16 protein-coding genes, 2 pseudogenes and 1 riboswitch are annotated in these 21183 nt (G+C 36.0%); of the genes and pseudogenes, 6 read left to right on the top strand and 12 right to left on the bottom strand.

Features of this window, described 5'->3' with window-relative positions:
- Positions 1-63 precede the first annotated feature (63 nt).
- Complete coding sequence (locus ACB089_RS09120) at positions 64-483, bottom strand: hypothetical protein (RefSeq protein WP_374967533.1); 420 nt, start codon at positions 481-483, stop codon at positions 64-66.
- A 169-nt stretch (positions 484-652) separates the two neighbouring features.
- On the opposite strand from ACB089_RS09120, the gene ACB089_RS09115 reads away from it, so the two are divergent.
- On the top strand, positions 653-1585 hold the full coding sequence (locus tag ACB089_RS09115; protein WP_374966138.1) for a DUF1385 domain-containing protein: 933 nt from the start codon (positions 653-655) through the stop codon (positions 1583-1585).
- 125 nt (positions 1586-1710) lie between these two features.
- Here ACB089_RS09115 and ACB089_RS09110 read toward each other — a convergent pair whose 3' ends face one another.
- The 9 genes and pseudogenes from ACB089_RS09110 to ACB089_RS09070 form a co-directional block, all read right to left on the bottom strand.
- Positions 1711-2442, bottom strand: coding sequence for an ABC transporter permease (locus ACB089_RS09110; RefSeq protein WP_374966137.1), 732 nt, complete (start codon positions 2440-2442; stop codon positions 1711-1713).
- Entirely contained in the window at positions 2439-3164 is a 726-nt protein-coding gene (locus ACB089_RS09105; protein ID WP_374966136.1) for an ABC transporter ATP-binding protein, read from the bottom strand. Before ACB089_RS09105 ends, ACB089_RS09110 begins: the two co-directional genes overlap by 4 nt.
- The gene (locus ACB089_RS09100; protein ID WP_374966135.1) at positions 3154-3621 is read right to left on the bottom strand and encodes a DUF3021 domain-containing protein; all 468 of its coding nucleotides are present in this window, start codon (positions 3619-3621) and stop codon (positions 3154-3156) included. Before ACB089_RS09100 ends, ACB089_RS09105 begins: the two co-directional genes overlap by 11 nt.
- Before the next feature lie 10 nt (positions 3622-3631).
- Entirely contained in the window at positions 3632-4072 is a 441-nt protein-coding gene (locus ACB089_RS09095) for a LytTR family DNA-binding domain-containing protein (RefSeq protein ID WP_374966134.1), read from the bottom strand.
- 370 nt (positions 4073-4442) lie between these two features.
- Positions 4443-5378, bottom strand: a complete 936-nt coding sequence (locus tag ACB089_RS09090; RefSeq protein WP_374966133.1) for an alpha/beta hydrolase fold domain-containing protein — start codon at positions 5376-5378, stop codon at positions 4443-4445.
- 506 nt (positions 5379-5884) lie between these two features.
- Positions 5885-7666: pseudogene (locus tag ACB089_RS09085) on the bottom strand (vitamin B12-dependent ribonucleotide reductase); the annotation flags it as partial.
- Positions 7667-7742: 76 nt separating this feature from the next.
- The gene (locus ACB089_RS09080; RefSeq protein WP_374966132.1) at positions 7743-8594 is read right to left on the bottom strand and encodes an LAGLIDADG family homing endonuclease; all 852 of its coding nucleotides are present in this window, start codon (positions 8592-8594) and stop codon (positions 7743-7745) included.
- A gap of 208 nt (positions 8595-8802) precedes the next feature.
- Positions 8803-9591 (bottom strand): annotated as a pseudogene (locus tag ACB089_RS09075) (ribonucleotide reductase N-terminal alpha domain-containing protein); the annotation flags it as partial.
- Between the two features lie 202 nt (positions 9592-9793).
- The gene (locus tag ACB089_RS09070) at positions 9794-10624 is read right to left on the bottom strand and encodes a biotin/lipoate A/B protein ligase family protein (RefSeq protein ID WP_374966131.1); all 831 of its coding nucleotides are present in this window, start codon (positions 10622-10624) and stop codon (positions 9794-9796) included.
- Positions 10625-10965: 341 nt separating this feature from the next.
- On the opposite strand from ACB089_RS09070, the gene ACB089_RS09065 reads away from it, so the two are divergent.
- Positions 10966-11352, top strand: coding sequence for a rhodanese-like domain-containing protein (locus ACB089_RS09065; protein WP_068984792.1), 387 nt, complete (start codon positions 10966-10968; stop codon positions 11350-11352).
- Between the two features lie 598 nt (positions 11353-11950).
- Positions 11951-12027, top strand: a riboswitch (glycine riboswitch).
- 161 nt (positions 12028-12188) lie between these two features.
- Positions 12189-13529 (top strand): amino acid permease, encoded by a 1341-nt coding sequence (locus ACB089_RS09060; protein ID WP_374966130.1) that lies wholly within the window; start codon positions 12189-12191, stop codon positions 13527-13529.
- 410 nt (positions 13530-13939) lie between these two features.
- On the opposite strand, the gene ACB089_RS09055 is transcribed toward ACB089_RS09060, so the two are convergent.
- Positions 13940-14908: a glutaminase gene (locus tag ACB089_RS09055; protein ID WP_374966129.1), complete on the bottom strand. Its 969-nt coding sequence runs from the start codon at positions 14906-14908 to the stop codon at positions 13940-13942.
- A gap of 299 nt (positions 14909-15207) precedes the next feature.
- Positions 15208-18063, bottom strand: a complete 2856-nt coding sequence (locus tag ACB089_RS09050; RefSeq protein ID WP_374966128.1) for a hypothetical protein — start codon at positions 18061-18063, stop codon at positions 15208-15210.
- Between the two features lie 335 nt (positions 18064-18398).
- Between ACB089_RS09050 and ACB089_RS09045 the strand changes: the two genes are divergently transcribed.
- From ACB089_RS09045 to ACB089_RS09035, 3 genes are read left to right on the top strand one after another with little or no spacing between them, the layout of a single operon-like run.
- Positions 18399-18848: a hypothetical protein gene (locus ACB089_RS09045; RefSeq protein ID WP_374966127.1), complete on the top strand. Its 450-nt coding sequence runs from the start codon at positions 18399-18401 to the stop codon at positions 18846-18848.
- A gap of 19 nt (positions 18849-18867) precedes the next feature.
- A complete protein-coding gene (locus tag ACB089_RS09040; protein WP_374966126.1) occupies positions 18868-19761 on the top strand; it encodes a tetratricopeptide repeat protein in 894 nt (297 codons plus the stop codon).
- Positions 19754-21052: an AAA family ATPase gene (locus ACB089_RS09035; RefSeq protein ID WP_374966125.1), complete on the top strand. Its 1299-nt coding sequence runs from the start codon at positions 19754-19756 to the stop codon at positions 21050-21052. Before ACB089_RS09040 ends, ACB089_RS09035 begins: the two co-directional genes overlap by 8 nt.
- Positions 21053-21183: the final 131 nt, after the last annotated feature.

Genomic DNA, 21183 nt, shown 5'->3' with positions numbered 1-21183 from the left:
TATTCTCCTCTTTCTATGTACTTGCCATTTATTTTATCATACAGGGCAAGGCGCATACAGCAACTAATTTCCTTTTTGTGCTGTATGCTCTTTCTGATGAAAATTCGCTGTTTCAAGCAAGAACCGTAAAAGACAAATAACAACGACCATGAAAGGAATCGATAATTTCTTAAAGGATGAAAGTTGTAAAGGCAAATCAAGAGCAATCCATTCTAATGTGATGGTCAAAAAAAGTCCGAGCAAAAAAGAAGATAAAATAGCTGGAATAATATAAACATATCTCAATGTAATAAATAATAAAAATCCAATGATAAATAAAACTAGAATTAAAAAACTCCATTGAAAAAGTTTTGAGCTACCTTCAAACAGCTCCCACTTTTTATAAAAACCTATTGGATTCCATTTAATAAGATGCAAATATTGAAGACCCTTTAAACACAATGCTAAAAAAAGTGCACTGACGAGCGATGTTATACTAGCCACTTTCAAGCAAACCCCTCCTACCCTTAGTTAATTTTCTACCGTTAATCATTTCCTAACTTGTACGATTAGTGTAGCCATATAGAAATTTTACTATGCGTAACTCTAGAGGTTTTTCACTAAATTTAGTACAATGGTACAGTTGAAATAAATAAAGAGAGTGGTGTTAGCCTTGAGCAATTCACCTGTTTACGGGGGACAAGCACAATTAGAGGGTGTAATGTTCGGAGGAAAGGAACATACGATTACTGCCATTCGCCGTAACGATGATTCCATTGATTATTATCATTATAAAAAGGTTCAAAATCCTATCTTACAAAAGCTAAAAAAAATCCCATTGATTCGAGGCGTTGTCGCACTAATTGAATCTGCTGGTTTAGGCTCACGCCATATGCAATTTTCAGGGGATCGTTACGACATTACACCTGGCGAAGAAGAGGAACATAAAGAAGAAGGTTCGAAACTTCAAATGATGTTAGGAGTTGCAGTTGTAGGTATTCTTTCCTTTTTATTTGGTAAATTTGCCTTTACATTAATTCCAGTATTTATTGCGGATTTTTTCTCTAGTTGGATAGAGAGTAAGACCGGTCAAATTTTACTTGAGAGTGGTATTAAGCTACTTTTATTACTAACCTATTTATATTTTATATCTTTAACACCTATTATTAAACGAGTATTCCAATATCATGGTGCAGAACATAAAGTTATAAATTGCTATGAAGCAGGTATGGAAGTCACAGTGCAAAATGTACAAGCACAATCACGCTTACATTATCGATGCGGAAGTAGTTTTATGCTGTTCACTGTCTTTGTCGGCATGTTTTTATATTTCTTCGTGCCAACGGATCCACTATGGTTACGTCTTTTGGACCGTATTTTATTAATCCCAGTTGTTCTTGGTCTATCTTTTGAAGTACTCCAAGCGACAAATGCGTGTCGTAATATTCCGGTGTTACGATTCCTTGGCTATCCAGGTTTATGGCTACAATTACTGACAACACGTGAACCGAAAGATGACCAAGTGGAAGTTGCCATCGCATCTTTCAATATGTTACTTCAAGTTGAGCAACAACCAGAAATCGCAGCTACTTTGAATCATGACTAAAAAAATCAGCTAGGCTTCGGCATAATTGCGTCCGAAATCGGCTGAAAGAAATTAAAGGGGCAGGTCCAAACAACTGATGAATCATCTGTTTGGACCTGCCCTCATTATTAAACTATTTAAAGTTTTTAGTACTGCCCTCGCATCTTTCGTTTAAATAAGAGAGTAGCAATAATAAAAATAAAGACCGTATAACCTATAACGATAGAGAGTGGTAGGCAAACATCTAAGTACGCTCCACTTAGTGCTGCACGTGCTGCATTAACAGCATGGACAAACGGCAATAATTGAGCAATAGATTGAAATGTACCACCGATCATATCAGGCTCAAACCACGTACCGCTTAACCATGTTGATAAATTGACAAATATCGCAAAGATGCCTCCTACCTGCTTATCCGTAAAAATTGTTCCAAATAATAAACCGAATCCAATATACAACAAGGAAATGACAATAAGTACGCCTACCATTAAAAAAGCAGATATATTGAATGACAAACCTAAAAATAGAGCGGTGAGCAAACAGAAAATAATTTGTAATAATGCAATTGGCAGCAAAGGCAATACATAGCCTAAAATATAATCACCCGCTGACATAGGAGAGGCAAAAATCCGCATTAAAAAGGATGAGCTTTTATCCTTACCTAGTAACATGCCAGAAAAAAGAGTAAGAAACGAAAAACTAAAAACAATCACGCCGGGTGCTAGATTACTAATTTCAAATAATCCAAACGGCATATTTTTTTGCATGACTGAAAATAGAGCCATAATTAGAACCGGTAAGCCCATGCCAAAAATTAGTGTTACTGGATCCCGTACTATTTCCTTATGATTTCTTGTCGCAAATACACTTGCCTTCAAAGTGAATCCTCCTCTGTAAGCTCTAAAAATACTTCTTCTAAAGAATATTTTTTTGTTTCATGCATTAATTGCTGAATTGTACCAAGAGCACGTATTTTCCCACGATGCATAATCCCTACACGATCTGCCAGCATCTCTACCTCTTCTAAATAGTGAGTTGTTAAAACAATCGTTACCTCACCTTTTAACTGGCTCAGTATTTTCCATAAATCACGACGTGCACGTACATCCATCCCTAATGTCGGTTCATCTAGAAAGAGTATTTTCGGATTAGACATCATAGCCATTGCAACACTTAATCGACGCATATACCCACCCGATAACGTTTTAGCTTTACTAGACTGGCGAGGAGTTAAACCAAACAAATTCATCTGTGCATTTGCTCGTTTTTTTGCCTCTATTTTTGAGCAACCATAAATCTGGCCCATAAATAGCAAATTTTCTAATACAGTTAAATTAGGTGCAACAGCCGTTTCCTGTGGAGAAATATTTATTTTCTTTTTAGCAGCGACCTGATGGTGAACAATACTTTCCCCATCCAACATGGCATCTCCATCTGTTGGTGGTAATAGTCCGCAAAGCATTTTAATCGTTGTCGTCTTACCAGCTGCATTTTGACCAAGAAGTGCAAAAAATTCTCCCTTTTCTATACATAAAGATAACTGATCCACTACCACAATTTCCTTATAATGCTTCGTTAAGCCCTTTATTTCAATTGTCATGAAAGTCACCCCTCTCGATTAGCATGGCATTAATCTTTTCAATATCGCGCTTCGAAAGCTTATATTGCAATAGCCATGTCACAACATAAGTTCCTAAGAAACTTGCAAATAAGGAGAAAATATTGGCCATCGTTTTCGGCATCCATAAAACCATGACAATTGGTATCCAAATAATGGCCGTTACAAAAAAGTGCACAATATATTGCTTCAACATACCCCATCTCGCAATTTCAAAGAATAGTGCAGCTAGCGCAAATGTGATCCCAATCAAACCCGTCAACACAACTTGAGTCATAATTGCCATTGTTTCACTTTCAAATAAAGCTTGAAATTCAGGAACTACCCAAACGTAGCTTTCTTGTGATATCCCAAGCGATACAAAGAATTGTACGATTTGTCCAAGTACCGCACCTATAATAAATCCACCTAAAATCCGAATTAGTATGTCTTTTCGCACATCTTTCACCTCATATCCCTAATTGCTTCTTAATTTTTGTTACATAACGCCTTGACGCGTATGTTTTAATCCCACCTGTTAGCTCAACACCGATGGTTCCTGTTCTGCTAATATCCATATGTTTAATCATGTTGCGATTAACAATTTCAGCATTTGAAATACGCACAAACATCTGTGTATTCAGCTTTTCTTCAAGCTCATACAAGCGAAGGCGCGCAATGTAAATATCAACCATTGTTTGCACGAAAACCTTCTTTTGCTCCGTATAAATGCGCACAATGTCCCCACAGCTAATAAACTCGACACCTCTATCTGAGAAGACCGATAATGTATTGACTTCAGCGGAAGCGATACTCTGCATGAGATGCTCTATTTCATCGGTCATCTGATCGGTGTGAATAATAACTTTTGGCTCTTTGCATGTCGGATCAATCGACACTTCTACCTTCATTTCATCACAGTCCTTTCATTCGTTTTCACTATAAAATTTTTAACTAATTATGTAAATGGATTTTAGATGACTGGTCGTTTACGTAGGATAAGTGGTTTAAAAATAAAAAAGTGCCTTTCACGAGATAGTGTTGCTTTGAAATAAAGTTTGATCAAATAGCTACTTATACTATTGATAAATGAACAAAAAGAAAAAGCATGTTTTGAAAAAAGATTGATTCAAACACGCTTTTTCTATTCTCAATTGTTATAAAAAATTTGATGTTTTTTGTGAACCTTGCTTATTTAAATCGCCTTTTTATTGAACAAACATATTGTAATAATCCTTTGATCAGCTCATGCTTCTTAAAGTAACGCACCCTTTCGTTTAGCTAATCTATCTGGTTACTAATTATATTAATAATTTTATGTTGAGCATCTATGGCTTCAGGGATCGGCATCACAACAAACACATGATTCATTTTAGGATAAACTAAGGTATTGATTTCAATCCCTTGTTCCGTTAGTTTTTCATCAAATTTTATTGCATCTGGATATAAACATTCGTGTGTTCCAATAAAATGAGTAATTTTCCCAAGTCCTTTAAAGTCACCGTAAATAGGACTAATCAATGGGTCATTTAAATGTTTATCAGCTGCCCATATCTTTATAATGACTTCCATTCCTTCACTAGCTAACATCGGGTCCTTTTCCTCATATTCAGGTATAAGAGGGTTTTCAAAACCCATATCAACACATGCAGATAATAAAATAATATCTTTCGGTTGAGGCAAATGGTTCATCTTCAAAAGAAGGGCCAGACCAAGTGTTATATTACCGCCTGCCGAATCTCCCATGATCGTTAATTGATTGGAACTGTCAACGGTTCCAAGAATTTCTTTATATAAGTTGAGGATTTTTGGATAGGTATCTTGATAGTTAAAATGAGGTACTTTAGGATAAATGGGCGCAATAATTTTCACATTTAAAGATTGCGCCATTTTATCCATGAACAACCAGTGTAAATTTAAAGGTTGATTCGTCCAAGCACCACCATGTAAATAGAGAATAACTTTTTGTTTCAAAGACTTTTGGTCATTTAAAGTAAAAACCTGCATACCCTCGAATGCCTGCTCCTTCATATCACTTAAAAAATTAACATCATCCCCAATAACATAGGGCTGAATATTTTCAGTTCCCCTCTGCTTAATGAACTGTTTGGTATTTTCAATACTAGAAAAACTCTTTTTATTGCTTTGGGAAATTAACCATTTTTCAAATTGAACACTTTCTTCAGAACGTTCTCCGTTAAAAATTTCTACACTCATTTTTTCTCTCCTTTAAACATTATTATTGTCCATCCTTTTTCAAAACACGAAATGATTTATAATAGCCATGTATCAGAAGTCTTAACAAGCTCGATAGAAGATCTTGAATTGAACGAAGCCTTTCGTTTTCTTTCAATTTTATTATAATACTAAATTTTACAAGATAATCTTCTATATATAAACTATACAGTTAGAACTTCGTTTTAGAAGAGGTAAAATGTTATTTTCTACATAGAAACGAACCTGCATCCTGTTACTTTAAGTGTAAACCTTCACAACTCTTATTTTAACCTTGATATCACGGTGTTGTTCAACAATATGGCCTGATTGTTGAACAAAGAAAGACTCTACTAAATAGATCTTTTTATCAGACTTTTTTATAAATGATCGAACTTTAAATTAATTCCACATTTTGAAGTATACTCCTTCAAAATCCATGACATTTACTGAATGAAATAAAAAATGCCTATCCGCACTTTTGGCGAGATAGACACTTTTTCATTATTTTATAGGCCACATTTTAATTGTGCAGCACAGTTTGTACATGTATTACAGCCGCCGATTTCTTCAACAGTTCCTTTACGGCATACTGGGCAAGTATTCCCTACATCTGAACCAATTACTGTTGTCGATTCTAAAGCTTGAATCGTATCTACTAACACAACAGGACGTTTTGTTGGCTCTTCTACAAATTCTTCTTCAAATGATAATTGATCCATATCATTTTCTTCTGCTTTCAATGTAAGTACTTGTGAATCACGGCTACCATCTACATAGACCGTACCACCTTTAGCGCCACCTTTATATAAACGCTCGTACACTTTTTCAACTTGTTGTACTGTATAACCTTTTGGTGCATTTACAGTTTTTGAAATCGATGAATCAATCCATTTTTGGATGATACATTGTACATCCGCGTGAGCCTCTGGTTTTAACTCCATCGCTGTAACGAACCATTCAGGAAGGTCATTTTCATTTACTTCTGGATAACGTTCTAAATATTCTTGCACGATCTCCGCTTTTACCTCGATGAACTTACCTAGACGACCTGAGCGGTAATATGTGAACGAGAAGTATGGCTCAAGACCCGTTGCTACACCTACCATCGTACCTGTAGAACCAGTTGGAGCTACTGTTAGTAAATGTGAGTTACGGATACCCGTTGCTAAAATTTGTTCTTTAATGTGTGCAGGCATTTTTTGCATAAAGCCTGTTTCAGTAAATGCTTTACGTAAACGTGCAGTCTCTTCCTCAGTTGCTCCTACAAGGAATGGGAAGCTACCGCGTTCTTTCGCAAGTTCTGTTGACGTCTCATACGCAGTTTCAGCAATCGTCTTAAAGATTTCATCAACTAGCTCATTACCAGCTTCTGAGCCATATTCTTTCTCACAATAAATTAGTAAGTCCGCTAAGCCCATTACGCCTAAGCCAACACGACGCTCTCCAAGAGCTTGTACACGGTTTTCTTCTAAGAAGTATGGTGTTGCATCAATTACATTATCCTGCATACGAACACCAACACGAACTGTTTCACGTAGTGCTTCGAAATCAATTGTTTGATCTTCTTTATTTGCAAACTGCGCTAAGTTCACAGCTGCTAAGTTACACACAGAATATGGTGCAAGTGGTTGTTCTCCACACGGATTTGTCGCTACAACGCTTTGACCATAAGCTTTTGCGTTTGTCATTTCATTGGCGTTGTCGATGAAGAAAATACCTGGCTCTGCAGAGTACGTAGCACAAACGTTGATTAAATTCCATAATTCTTTCGCTTTAATCGTACGGTATGTGCGTACTTTATAGCCCATTTTCTCCCATTCACGTACGTCGCCAACTTTATGCCATTCCGTGTTGTAAACGTTCATTTCTTCTTTTGTATATTCTTCAACCGCTGGGAAGCGAAGCTCGAAGTCAGCGTCATTTTCTACAGCTTGCATAAATTCTTTCGTTAATGTTACAGAAATATTTGCACCCGTTAAAAACTCTTGATTGTGAACAGTATAAGTACCACCATCACGAAGCTTGTTTTCCGCTTCACGAATAATAGCCGTATCAAAACCGCCTAAGCCTTCGATACCTTTATAGTTTACAATACCTTGATACATAGCTTCCTCTTGGAATGAAAGAGGTTTAAAGTTTAATTTTTCTTTTGCTAGACGAATAATTGATTCATCTGTTGTATTTTCGATTAGGTATCGTAGAATACGTGGATTTTGCATTTTTGATATAATAAATTCCACGATATCAGGATGCCAATCTGCCAGCATAATCATTTGTGCCCCACGCTTTTTGTTACAAAAAAGTATTTTGAAATACTTTTTTGATGTGGTCATTTCTGCCACATTCTTATGCTTTTACATAAGATCAGACTATATCATCAAAGAAGGATTTGATTTTATCATATTTTCTATTGAGTCGTATGGAACCATGTTCGTATAACTTACGAACAATCTTTAACACATCATCTTTTCGAGTAATGTATAAGTCAACGCATCCTTGTTTTGGGTAAACTTTATGAACCGTTAAAGCTAGTTGTTGATTATGCAAAAATTGAAGTAATGATAAAAGCATTTCGCGATTACCCGTAAAACCTATTCTCCCACGCTTGGAAAAATGGCCATCTGCATCAAAAAAACCTCTTAAATAAGTCCATTGCAAATCCTCATTTTTAAAATCAATCCAACTTTCAAAGCCTGTTTTTCGAGGTTTAATCCCCAACCTCATTAAATCATTGCACATTTCTGTTGAATTAATTATTAAAGAGTATTGATTTTGTTCATTTGGTGCACATCGTTGACGGAGTTTAATCGCTTCTTGCATAGACAATTCTTTTGCAATATCTTCAAGCAATTGTTGGTCCTGCTCAGCAAGTGATAGAATAAGACGTTTCGATTTACCACGGTCAGATAGAGTACCATCACCTGTAATATAACCTACTAAATAAGCCTTATTTGCTGAATCGATATTTTTAAAGTAGTTTTCATCATAATGATACTTCTTATTTTTCAGCTTTCCCGCTTGACCAGGCTCTCTCGCTTTAAAAAGCTCTAGCTCTTTATTCCATCTAAGGATTGTTCCTCTTCCTATGTTAAGTGTTTTTGCAATATCAACTTGGCTCATACCGTTTTCATGCAACTCAATAATTCTTTTAATCAATCGTTCTTTGTCTCGCGCCTCGTAAGGACGTCTCCGTACAATACGATTTACTTCTTCCATGCTCCCACCTCCGATGTGGTTCAAAGTTTAGGAAGGTTCAATAGTCGTTGAACGTTCAACTACGTTTCCATAGATGCTTCGCTGCTGATTGCCCAATCTTTTCTTTTTTCAAGCATTCACGCCTAACTTCACAGTTTACGTTGTAGCAAGAAAAGCTCTAAGGGTGTTCCAGCAATTCACGAGATTTTAATCCCGCCGTTTTTGGTTAACGGGAGCCACCTTGTTCGACAAGATGAGTCAGCTTCGCAATATCATCTAACCATGACACAGAACCAGATGATTTACCATTTACACCACGTGCTAACGTGTTGCGTGGACGCAATGTTGAACCATTCGTCCCTACACCACCACCGCGGCTCATAATTTCCATTACTTGCTTACGGTGATCACTGATTCCTTCACGTGAATCTGCTACAAATGGCATTACATAACAGTTGAAGAAAGTTACATCTGTTTCAGAACCCGCTCCGTATATAACTCGTCCAGCTGGAATGAATTTTAATGATACTAGTTGCTCATAAAACTTCTCAAACCATTCTTGACGTTTCTCTTGTGTTTTTTCAACAGAAGCAAGTCCTGTTGCATTTCGTTTTGCGATTTGTTCATAAAAAATTTCAAGAGGCTTTTCTAGCACGTCGATTGAACGCGTAATCACACCCGTTTCTTGCTCTTTTGGATCATCTAAAGCACTACGATAATCCTCCTCAATCAAAATATCTGCTGTTTTTGTAGACATATCAAGCTTTTGGATTGTCCCTAAACCACGTGCAGGGAATTTTGGATCTGCCTTCACTGTTAATACGACGAAATCACCGGCTTTTAACGTTTTCTTCTCCGTATCCTTAAACGAGTAGCGATCGATCATCACAAGCCTTGATACACCTTTATGCGTAATGTGCATATCAGGCGTTACAGGATGCACCTGTGGAAATTGTTCAATATCTTTGTTTAACTGTTTAAATTTGTTTACTTCGGGTTGATGATTTGTGAGTACCATCGTTTTGCCTCCCTTATTTTCTGCCTTACAAATATAAATACACAATATCATGTGTCGCTAAACACTACATATTGTGTATTAATCTTTAAAAAAGATACTATATATAGTTTTTTAATTCAACTCTTGCAATTTCGAATAGCATCCGAAATGCTCGTCCTCACAAGGTTTGAACGATAAAAAAATATTTTTCTTATACCATTTTTTATTTTTTGAAGTTCCAATCATCACATGCATATTTTTTTTCTTCAAGTGCATGCACATATTCTAATTGCTCCTCAGAAAGTGTAAATGGTTTTAAATCAATTTGCAACGATTTTGCAAAACCATCTCTAAAAGCTGTCACACATTGTTCAATCGTCACTGGTTCTTTCACAAGGTTATTGATAGCAACTGCTTTCTCTGGCATCTTTCTACGCATACGTGCTCTCGCCTCTTCACTTGAAAAATTGAAGACAGACAATAACTTTTCTTGATCTAAATCAAGTAAAATAGCTCCGTGCTGTAAAATAACACCTTTTTGACGAGTTTGTGCACTACCAGCTACTTTTTTACCTTCTACGACAAGCTCATACCAGCTTGGCGCATCGAAGCAAACTGCACTTTTAGGTTTCTTTAAGTCTGCTCTTTGTTCCTCTGTATTAGGCACACTAAAATAAGCATCCATACCTAAATTATGAAAACCTTTCAATATCCCTTCACTTAACACTCGATATGCCTCTGTCACTGACTCAGGCATATCTGGATAGCTTTCTGAAACAATGACGCTATATGTCAACTCATGCTCATGTAAAACGGCTCTACCGCCTGTTGGACGACGAACAAAGCCTAGTCCTTGTTCACGCACCGCTTCTAAATTGATATCTCTTTTCGCCTGCTGAAAATAGCCAATCGAAAGAGTTGCTGGCTCCCACTCATAAAAACGAATAACCGGCGGAATTAAACCTTCACTGTGCCAATCAAGTAATGCTTCGTCTAATGCCATATTAAAAGAAGGACTACATTTCCCTGAATTTAGAAAATACCAAGTTGTCATATATTCATCTCCTACAAGTATTAAATTAAACCTTCGCGAACGTGTACAAAATAAGTCTCATCACTATATATGTCATACGTTTTAACAATGTCATCCAACTATTAATGATAGCCCAAAATAGTGCTTCTCAAAATTTTGACACTCTGCGTTTAGTTCTATTCTTTATTGAAGTAATCCCCCACCCTAATCCAAGAATAGGGTGGAATGATTCTGTGGCCTTTCACTCATAACATTCAATAGATTAATTCTAGCCACAATGTAATTAATTTTATCAAACTCATTGGACTATCGCTAGCGCATCTTTTATAATAATAAAGAAGATAGAAAGGGGTAAGAAAATTTTGGACATACTTATCACAATCGGTATAATGTTAGTAGTCGTAATTGCATATATCGTCATTAATTCTATGCGACTAAAAAAAGCCGTAACAAACCTAACACAAGAACAATTTATTGAAGGCTATCGTAAAGCTCAGCTGATCGATGTACGTGAGCAAAAAGAATTTGAAGCTGGTCACATTCTTGGTGCACGAAATGTTCCTTCAACTACACTACGTCAACGTTACAAAGAAATCCGCCCAGATTTACCAGTATATTTATACTGCCAAAATACAGGCCGTAGCTCTCGAGCTGCACTGTTTCTTAAAAAACGTGGCTACAACCAAATTTACCAACTACAAGGCGGCTTCCGTACTTGGACAGGTAAAATAAAGTCCAAAAAACAGTAATGAAACAAAATAGATAAGACATTAGCGACTTATATAAATAAATTCACTCTTTGAAACTAAGTAAATTTATATATATTTACCTATATCGCTTTGTTTCACACCGAAAGAACCATCTCAAATGACTATGAGATGGTTTCTTTTTTCGCAAAAAATTCTGAGTTTCTACTATATTATATTTATTGTTAACGTCTAACAAGTTACTTCATGTTCACTAAGTACCTAATCATGCATTGGACGAAATAAGGAAAAGCAACGCAAGGTAATGTTCTGCTCGTTTTCATTGAGGATTCTTTGTTGTGGATAGGCGATCGGACAAACTGAGGAAAGCGTCCAGCCGGAATGAAAATCAAACTTACGTTATCATGACAACTTCACTTTATACCAAATATTCAACATCATCCACATATTAACATATGCCTAAAAATACTATTTTTCGTAAAGTATTTCCCTAGACGAACCATAATCTTCTTTTTTTCTGAAAATAGCTGAAATTTACCCTTGAATAATTATGTAAGCACTGATAGGATGTATAATATCTTAAAATAATATCAACAAGCAATACAATACAAGCTATGAATGCTATGGATCACACTATAGCAGGAGCAGTTCTGGAGAGAACGCATTTTGCGTCGCCGAAGGGTTCACTATCTCAGGCAAAAGGACAGAGGAGTAATATCTACTTTCATCATGAAAGCTATACCACATGAATGTTTATTTTTTCATATCCAGCATTCGCAATTGGTATTTGTTATTCTGACGTTTACGAGACTAGTGTCAATACTAGTCTCTTTTTATTTTCCAGTCAAAATTTTTATGCATCTTTGAGGGGGATTAACGTGGAACAACATCAATTAAAACGTGATTTAAAAAATCGCCATGTGCAGCTCATTGCTATTGGCGGAACAATAGGCACTGGATTATTTTTAGGTTCAGGCAAAGCCATTGCTTTAGCAGGACCTTCCATCATCTTAGCCTATTTAATCGTCGGAACTGCCCTATTTTTTGTTATGCGTGCATTAGGTGAATTATTATTATCGAACGCAGGCTATACATCATTTACTGATTTTGCATCAGAATACATAGGTCCTTGGGCAGGCTACGTCACTGGCTGGACTTACTGGTTCTGCTGGGTCATGACCGCTATGGCAGATATTATTGCTGTCGGTGTTTATGCACAATATTGGTTTGATATACCTCAATGGGTACCAGCGATTGGCTGTTTAGTACTGTTATTATTTTTAAACTTATTAACTGTAAAACTATTTGGTGAGTTAGAATTTTGGTTTGCCCTTATCAAGGTCATCACAATTGTTGCGCTGATCGTTATTGGACTAATCATGTTATTTACAGGCTTTCAAACAAGTTCTGGCACAGTTGCAGTTGAAAATCTTTGGGCACATGGCGGGATGTTCCCGAATGGCCTATACGGCTTCCTAATGGCCTTCCAAATGGTTGTTTTCGCTTTTGTAGGTGTCGAATTAGTAGGTGTTTCTGCTGCTGAAACGAACGACCCTAGAAAAAATATTCCGTCTGCCATTAACAAAATTCCATTTCGTATTTTATTATTCTATGTAGGTGCATTATTTGTTATTTTATGCATTAATCCTTGGTATGAAATGTCTGCCGTAAGCAGTCCATTTGTACAAGTATTTACACTAGCTGGTATCCCTATTGCTGCAGGGATTATTAATTTTGTTGTTCTAACATCCGCTGCTTCAGCAGGTAATAGTGGTTTATTCTCTACAAGCCGCATGCTTTATAATCTTGGGAACAATAAGCAAGCTTCACCATCGTTCGCCAAGCTTAATAAAAACAGTGTACCAAGTAACGCACTCGTTGTTTCCGCAATTGTTGTATCTGCAGGAGCATTACTAAGTAAACTGATGCCTGAAAGCGCCTTTAGTGTTGTTACAACGATCAGTGCTATTTGCTTTATTTGGGTGTGGAGTATTATTTTAATTTCTCATATCATTTATAAACGGAAAAATCGTGCACTTCATGAGGCATCAATTTTCAAGGCACCATTTACTCCGTTCGTGAACTATTTAGTACTTGCCTTCTTCGCATTTCTATTAGTTATTATGTTCATTTCAGAGGAAACTCGTACGGCATTACTGTTAACACCAATTTGGTTTATCATACTAATGATGATTTACAAAGTGAAAAGAAAGAAATAACTACGTTAAGAGGCATTAAAAATAACTGTCCTGAATAGTGACACTTCAAAGAAAGTAAATCTATTCAGGATTTTTCTATTTTTCTCAAAGTAATAATCCCTAACAAATTAACGATAGTATGAATAAAAGGGAGTTAAAAAAAGGAGGGTTTTTATTAAAAATAAGATCGTTATTTCTATTACGCTATTGTTTACCATTGTTCTGATTGTAATATTATTGTCTACGAGAAAAATCCAGACAATATAATAGTAGAACGGATTTGCTTTAACAAGGCGAGAGAGAACGGGTTAAGAGTATTACCAACTAACGATCCTACAATGAAAAGGATTCCCGTAAACGGAACTACTTACCATATATACTTATGAACAAAAAAGATGACCTCAGCACAGAAGTCATCTTTTTTTCATTGTTTAAAAAATCGTCATATTCCACTCGGTAGCGATATGCTTTAGTAAATTCACGCCTGCTACACTATTCCCAATGGTATCAATTGCTGGTCCGTAAATGCCAATACCGCAGCCAGCAGGGAAAGGTGAATCTAAGCCTGCATGACTTGGTACAGCCACCAAAATTGCACCAGAGACACCACTTTTAGCGGGTAACCCGATAAATGCAGCAAATTTACCAGAAGCATTATACATACCGCATGTAACCATTAATGCCTTCGCTAATTTAGCCACTTGCTTTGGAAAGAGTTGCGTTTTTAATAGAGGATGATAGCCATCATTGGCGATTACTAAACCAATCATCGCTAAATCCGAAACATTGACTTCAATAGCACATTGTTTCAAATAAACCTCCAATGCCTCCTCTACAGGGCAATCTAAAAAACCAGAATCCATTAAATAGTATGCTAATGATCGATTACGATTAGCTGTTTGCCATTCAGATTGAAAAACCTCTTCATTTACCCTTATTTTTTTGCCAACGATTTGTTCTAAAAAATGTAGGATTTTTGTAACCTTCTCTTGTGGTGAATTTCCGTCAAGCATAGAGGATACTGTAATCGCTCCTGCATTAATCATTGGGTTAAAAGGTTTTCCAGGTTGATGGCTTTCAAGACGAATGATTGAATTGAAGGTATCACCTGTAGGTTCAACATCTACTCGCTCTAAAACATAGGGTAATCCCCGTTCCATACACGCTAAAATAAATGTCACAACTTTTGAAACACTTTGCAGGGTAAACAGTTCAGCTGTCTCTCCTGCTTTGATTTCGTTACGATCTGGTCCGATAATCGAAATAGCTAATTGATTTGGATCTTTTTCTGATAAAGCAGGAATATAGCTTGCGCATTGTCCCTCTTTCGCATAAGGACGAAACTGTTTCAGCCATTCTGATACAAGGTCATGATGATTGTTGATATGATTTGTCGGCAATTTTGTGTTCTCCTTCCAAAAAAATACATCTCCGTTACTCTTCCGTACACTTCACTAAAAAAAATTTAATGCTAGGCAAAAACAGAGCCTCCCTAGTTTACACTATGAAGACTCTATCCGATATAATTTTTTAAAACTTTGGAGGCTTCGTACCTTCTGGAATTAATGATTAACTGTAAATAGTATAGCGAAGATTTGATATTCTACACAAATGAAAAAAATAAATTTATCAAGAGACTTTTTCGCTACAGAAAAACCCCGAATAAATTCGTTATTCGGGGCTAGTACTAATTAAAATATTATGGCTGCATTTGTTTATAAAGAAGTTCAAGTTTTTTCGAAAGCTTGCCATAAGCAGTTTGCCACGTTTTATATGCAGCTGGCTTCTTTTCTTCTGTTGCGGCTTCGTAAGTTTTATATAACTCATATACTTCCGTAACTTTTTTCAAATCACTTTCTGCCTGCGTTAGCTTCGAGTAATTTTTCACTATTTTTTTCTCAGTAGAACTAAGCTTGTCATACGATGTACGAATTTTCGTAACTTCAGTATCTAAATTGGCAATATATTCTCCATTTTTCTCAAGCCCATTGATCATTTCCACCAAATTTAAAGCAGATTCGTTTGCAGCTTGTTGTTTTGCTTCTGCTTCAACAATTTTTTTCCGAACACTTTCATTTATTAAACTCGTCTGTTTTGACGTCAATTTTGAAAATGCTTTAATAACAGTTGCTGGATTTTTTTCGAATGATTTGTCATACTGCTTCATGAATGACTCTACTTTTTTCACATCAGAGACAGCCGTAGTTAAGATAGAAGCATTGGTAACACGTTTTTTATCACTAGAGCTTAACTTATTATATTGAGTGGATAGCTCTTTAATTTTTTCTATAGATACTGTGTACATATCATTGTTTATCATTGCAGCGATTTCATTATCTAATTTTGATACGTCTGGAACATTGCCATCTAATAGTTTAAGTAATTTTTCATACTCATCTTTAGCTAAATGCTGTTGGTTTGCAGGTAACTTTGCATAAGCTGTTTGCACTGATTGAATTTTCTTAACCTGCTTCGTAACATCCGTTTCTTCTTTAGCATCCTGTACTTTTTTAAGGAACGATTTGGCGCCTGAAATATCTTTACTTGCTGCTGTTAGTAGGTCGTAATTCGTCACATATTTACGGGCATCGGATGATAATTTTTTATATTCCGCTGTAGCACTCGCTACTTCTGTTTCTAATTGTTGCAGAGAATAGTTGGTGATGTTTGCAAAAGAATCGATTTTTGTTTTTAAAGCTAGGGCTGCTGCTTTATCTTGTGGTTCCTTACCACCGTTACCAACAGTCACATCTGGTGAATTATTTAAAAATTCTTTTGCATTATACACAAGTGATTGCTGTAAACTTGTTAGCTTATTATAGGCTTTTAGTGAACTGCTATAGCTTGATTTTAACTTACTCTCTGAGACTCCCGATGTTTTCTTAAGTTTTAGATAGGCATCCATATCCTTAATAACTTTTTCAGCCGTCTTAAGATCTTTTTGCAATGTTAAAATGCGATCATAGTCTTTAATTTGGGCCGCTGAAGTCTTCGTTAAGTTTTTATAATCACTGATTATTTTATTGACATTATCTACGTTCTCTTTCCATGTCTCTTTTGTTGGATTAATTGGATACTGCTTGTCCCCAACATACGATTGAATTAATGCGTTTAATTTCATAATTTGAATTTGTTCTGCATTTTCCGCGTTCTGCAATTTTTCTTTATACGTATTTGGAACTAATAGCATTTGCTTGTAAGTAAACTTTTCGTAAGTAGAGCGGATCGATTTCGCAGTAGTCACTTGCTTGCTCGGTGTATCATTTGGCAACAATTTATCAAATGATTTTAAGAACTGCTCAATTTTCTTTATATCTTGCTTCGCTTCTTGTAAAATTGTTTGTTTTTGTACAATTGCTTTGTAATCTTTTGACAGCTTCGACATTCGAGTTTCAATTTTGTTCACTTCAGCTTGTAAAGACTCTAAGCTAGAAGGGACATATTTGATATAAGAATTTTCGTAGGATAATAATGCAGTAATTTGTTTATTAATCTCTCGTACTTCCGTAAGCTCGTCAATATTGGATGGGTTATGCAATGCCATTTTTATCGCATTGTATATTTCATCATTAACATCTAAACTGCGCTGTAAATAGTCTAGCTTATTATAGTCCGCTTCAAGATTTTTCAAAAACTGAGGTAAATCCTTTTTATCAACATTGCCCATTTTATTCAATTTTTCTTTTAATGCTTCGACAGCTGCAATATCTGCAAGTGCTCTTTTCAATACTTCATAATTAGTAACATTCGCTTTAGCAGTAGTTGATAGAGCTTGATATTTTTTATCTAAGTCTTTCGCAAGTGCCTGAAATTCTCCAAAGGTTGTTGTCAAATTATATTTGTTGCCATCCTTCAGTAAACCTTCAATATTCTTCGTTAATGTCTCTGTCGGCTGTTTCGATACTGTAAGTACTTTTGAGGGAAGCGATTCAAGTGTATATGCACCTACTTTCGCAGTTACTTTCACTACAATATCTTTCGGTTCCTTATTTAAGGCATCCGTAGGAATCGTATATGTTGCTCCTGTTGCCCCATTAATAATGGAAAAGACTTCTCCTACTTTATAAAACCATTGATAGCTGTATGTAATTTGGTTACTTTCTAATTTCGTACCATTTGCATCGATTACATTTGCGCCTACCACTTTAACAGTATCACCTGGTGTCACAAAGTTAGTTGATGAGTAACCTTCAAAAACTGGTTCTTCAATGCTTAATTGCAATGGCTTTATCGTACATGTATTACTTTTATAAGTATCACTTGAAGTGATCGCTTTTACGATAATCGTTTTCTTTTCTGCTTCAGCAGGCACTTTAAAGGATATGCCTGTAGCACCAGGAATCAGTTTTTCAGAACCATCCGCTTCAATATAGTACCATTGATAACTGTTTACATATGTATTAGACGGTAAATTTTTCACATCCGCTGTGATTATGTCATTGACCTTCGCATCTGCGTTTATTTTAATAGTTGATGTTTCTTCTGCCCCTACTACTGTTGGTGCAACAATGACTGCAGGTATTGCTGCAACTGATAATAAAAACTTTTTATTCAAGACGTTTGTCCTCCTTTATACCTTCTAAATTTTATATCGGTCTGAATCTAAAAATTTCCCTATAATTTAGCAATCTATCCAAAAAGGTAGATAATACTTATCTTTTTAAATATAAATATTACTTATTTGATATCTCCACTATCATATTTGCGGTTATGTTCATTAAAATATATAATCTATTTAACTATATGATATAAAAAAATAGGTCTAAGTGCTTTTTAATTCAACAGGAAATACAGGAAGAAATAACACCTTCTTAACTCCACTCAACAAACGGTTTCCAGTATTAAGAAATCTATGTATAATACAAATGTTATTAGGAGGTCGATGGTAATATGGAAAATCTTTATAAACCTAGCTTAACAAGCCATGATGTAGACAGGACTAGAAGTTACGAAGTTAGTAATTTATTTTTTGTTGCTATGTTTGGTGGTATTTTTGCCATTGTAGCATTAGGTATCCAAAACGGAAAATGGCTAAAAATTGAGAAAAAATACATACAGCTACTAACGATCATTAGTATTGTACTCATTATTGCGAAACTGGCAATCGTTTATGCAATCGGACAACAAATACTACCAATTGAAGAAAAATATATAAAATTTATTGGACGATTATTTGGGGCGGCTTGTTTTTTCATCTTCTTTACATTTCTAAACGAACCCTATAAAGAGCATTTAGCAGTTGATGGTGAAGCAGAATCATTATGGAGGCCAGGGTTTATCGTTTGTATGATCTCGGGCTTAATTGAGGCTGTTACTACTTTGTTCATACTAGCACTTTAGGGAAGGAGATAAATAGAATATGAGTGAATACGAAGAATATGAAGAACCATCCTTTGAAGTCATAGAGCATTATTTCGATATAGGGAAATATCCCCAAGTAATCGAACTTATTAATGAGGAACTACCTGACCATTTTGAAAACAGCAGGCTTTGGTATATGTTAGGATACTGTAATTATGCAATAAACGAATTTGACGAGGCAGAAGAACAGTTTCACGAAGCAATGAGATTAGGCTATGATGAGGAAATCATATTTTATTTTCTCGGCCATCTTTACATGCAAACCGAGCGATGGCAAGAAGCAGAGGAAGCTTTTCTTGAAGCACTTCGCTTAAATCCAAATGATGCCGAAACACATGCTGCCTATGCTGTTTTAATGAAAAAGACTGGCCATCGTAAAAAAGCAAAGTTATTAATAAATAAAGCATTAGAATTAGATCCAGAAAATTCATATGTGTTACGTATAAACTTTATTTTAGAAGGCGTGCATGGAAATAAAGAGCAACAAATCCTTGCATTAGAACAATATATGAATTCAGCAGATAGTGAAATGGCTAAATTATTGCACCTTGGGATAAATGCCTCATTCCGAAATAATGAAAAAGAAGCGAAAGAATATTACAGACAAGCCTTTCTTTTAAATCCTGAAGATCAAACATTACTCTCTATATTAGAAGAAATGGAAATTACAGCCCACCCGCTGTTAGCACCTAACCGTTTTATCGAGCGTTTAGGAGGTCCCGCTATTATTTGGTTAGTTGGTATTGGGATGACTTTCTTATTACTTGCAATAGGAGTCGACAATATTGCAATGGTATTTTTACAATGCTATGTAGTACTTGCACTATACACATGGATTTCAGTTCCATTAGTAAAAGGACTAAGAAAAATAAGGGGCCATCGATATGGATAAAGTAAAATGGTTACAACAAATGGTAGAACAAAGCCCAGCCGATCCTCAAGCACACTACTGGCTTGGAAAAGAACTTGCAGATAATGGGCGTTGGCTAGAAGCCGTGCAAGCATATTCTACAGGCATTTCTCTCTGTACAGATGATACACTACGTATGGAAATCATAAATGAATTAACAAAAGCGAGTGTTCAAATTCAACAAACAACTTCAACAGATTTCCATTCACCAGTTGTTGAGCATGAAGGTCATGATAATGGTGAGATGATTGAGACTGAGGAAGCCATTGCCGCTTCTGCAGAAGAATTGCTTGAAAGAGAAGTCGAAAGTGACGAAACCGAGTCGGATCAAGACAACGGACAAATAAATCTTGGACCTAAGTTGAAAATTATTAACGGTGAAGTCCCTCAAAAAACCGTAAAAAAAGGTAAGGGACAAATCACTTTTGCGGATGTTGCTGGCCTTGATGACTTAAAAAAGACGATTAATCTTCGGATAATTAGCCCGTTTTACAACAAGGGTTTGTTTGCTAAATTTCGAAAAAAAGTAGGCGGTGGCGTTCTCCTCTATGGTCCGCCTGGATGCGGAAAAACATTTATCGCCAAGGCAACTGCCGGTGAATGCAAGGCAAATTTCTACCCTATTCATATTACAGATATATTAAGAGCTTATACTGGAGAAAGTGAACTAAATTTAAAAAGCTTTTTTGATAAAGCACGCTTTCAAAGACCAAGTATTATGTTCTTTGATGAAGTAGATACAATTGGTTATAGCCGTTCACAGTCTTCAGAGCGTTCTAGAAGCTTAATTAATACATTTCTTACAGAGATGGAAGGAATCGATACAAGTACAGATGAAGTGCTTGTCATGGCCGCTACGAATACCCCATGGGACGTTGATAATGCCTTAAAGCGACCTGGTCGATTCGATCGCCTCATCTTTGTCGCTCCACCAGATAAAAATGCGAGAGAGCAAATTTTTAAGTTGAAGCTAGCGGGAAGATATGCTGAAGAAATAGATGTAGCAACACTTGCCGCTCAAACTGAATTTTTCTCAGGTGCAGACATCGAAAATGTGATTGAATTAGCTACTGAAAATGTCCTTGCAGAAATTTTAACAACTGGTAATGAGCGTCCAATCACGACTACTGATTTATTACACACTTTAGAAGAGTTACAGCCCTCGACATTAGATTGGTTACGTACCGCCAAAAACTACGTAAAATACTCAAACCAATCAGGATTATATAATGATGTTGAAAAATATCTTCGGGCCCACGCTAAGCGCATATAATAAATAAAATCAAAGAGGCATCTCATATTGAGATGCCTCTTTTACATGTATGTTAATTTAGATTTTATGGGTATCTAAATACTGATGCCAGACTTGATCTTCCTCATCTGTCCAACTCTTTTGCTTGCGTG

This window comes from Lysinibacillus sp. RS10, assembly GCF_041956855.1.
GTDB classification, from domain to species: domain Bacteria; phylum Bacillota; class Bacilli; order Bacillales_A; family Planococcaceae; genus Lysinibacillus; species Lysinibacillus xylanilyticus_A.
Note: the sequence above shows the minus strand (reverse complement) of the source record. Positions and strands in the feature narration are given on the sequence as shown.

Excerpts from the sequence above, each read along its gene's own strand:
- ACB089_RS09045 (WP_374966127.1), top strand. The coding sequence starts at position 18,399 with ATGGAAAATCTTTATAAACCTAGCTTAACAAGCCATGATGTAGACAGG.
- ACB089_RS09040 (WP_374966126.1), top strand. The coding sequence starts at position 18,868 with ATGAGTGAATACGAAGAATATGAAGAACCATCCTTTGAAGTCATAGAG.
- ACB089_RS09095 (WP_374966134.1), bottom strand. The coding sequence starts at position 4,072 with ATGAAGGTAGAAGTGTCGATTGATCCGACATGCAAAGAGCCAAAAGTT.
- ACB089_RS09080 (WP_374966132.1), bottom strand. The coding sequence starts at position 8,594 with ATGGAAGAAGTAAATCGTATTGTACGGAGACGTCCTTACGAGGCGCGA.
- ACB089_RS09070 (WP_374966131.1), bottom strand. The coding sequence starts at position 10,624 with ATGACAACTTGGTATTTTCTAAATTCAGGGAAATGTAGTCCTTCTTTT.
- ACB089_RS09090 (WP_374966133.1), bottom strand. The coding sequence starts at position 5,378 with ATGAGTGTAGAAATTTTTAACGGAGAACGTTCTGAAGAAAGTGTTCAA.
- ACB089_RS09105 (WP_374966136.1), bottom strand. The coding sequence starts at position 3,164 with ATGACAATTGAAATAAAGGGCTTAACGAAGCATTATAAGGAAATTGTG.
- ACB089_RS09035 (WP_374966125.1), top strand. The coding sequence starts at position 19,754 with ATGGATAAAGTAAAATGGTTACAACAAATGGTAGAACAAAGCCCAGCC.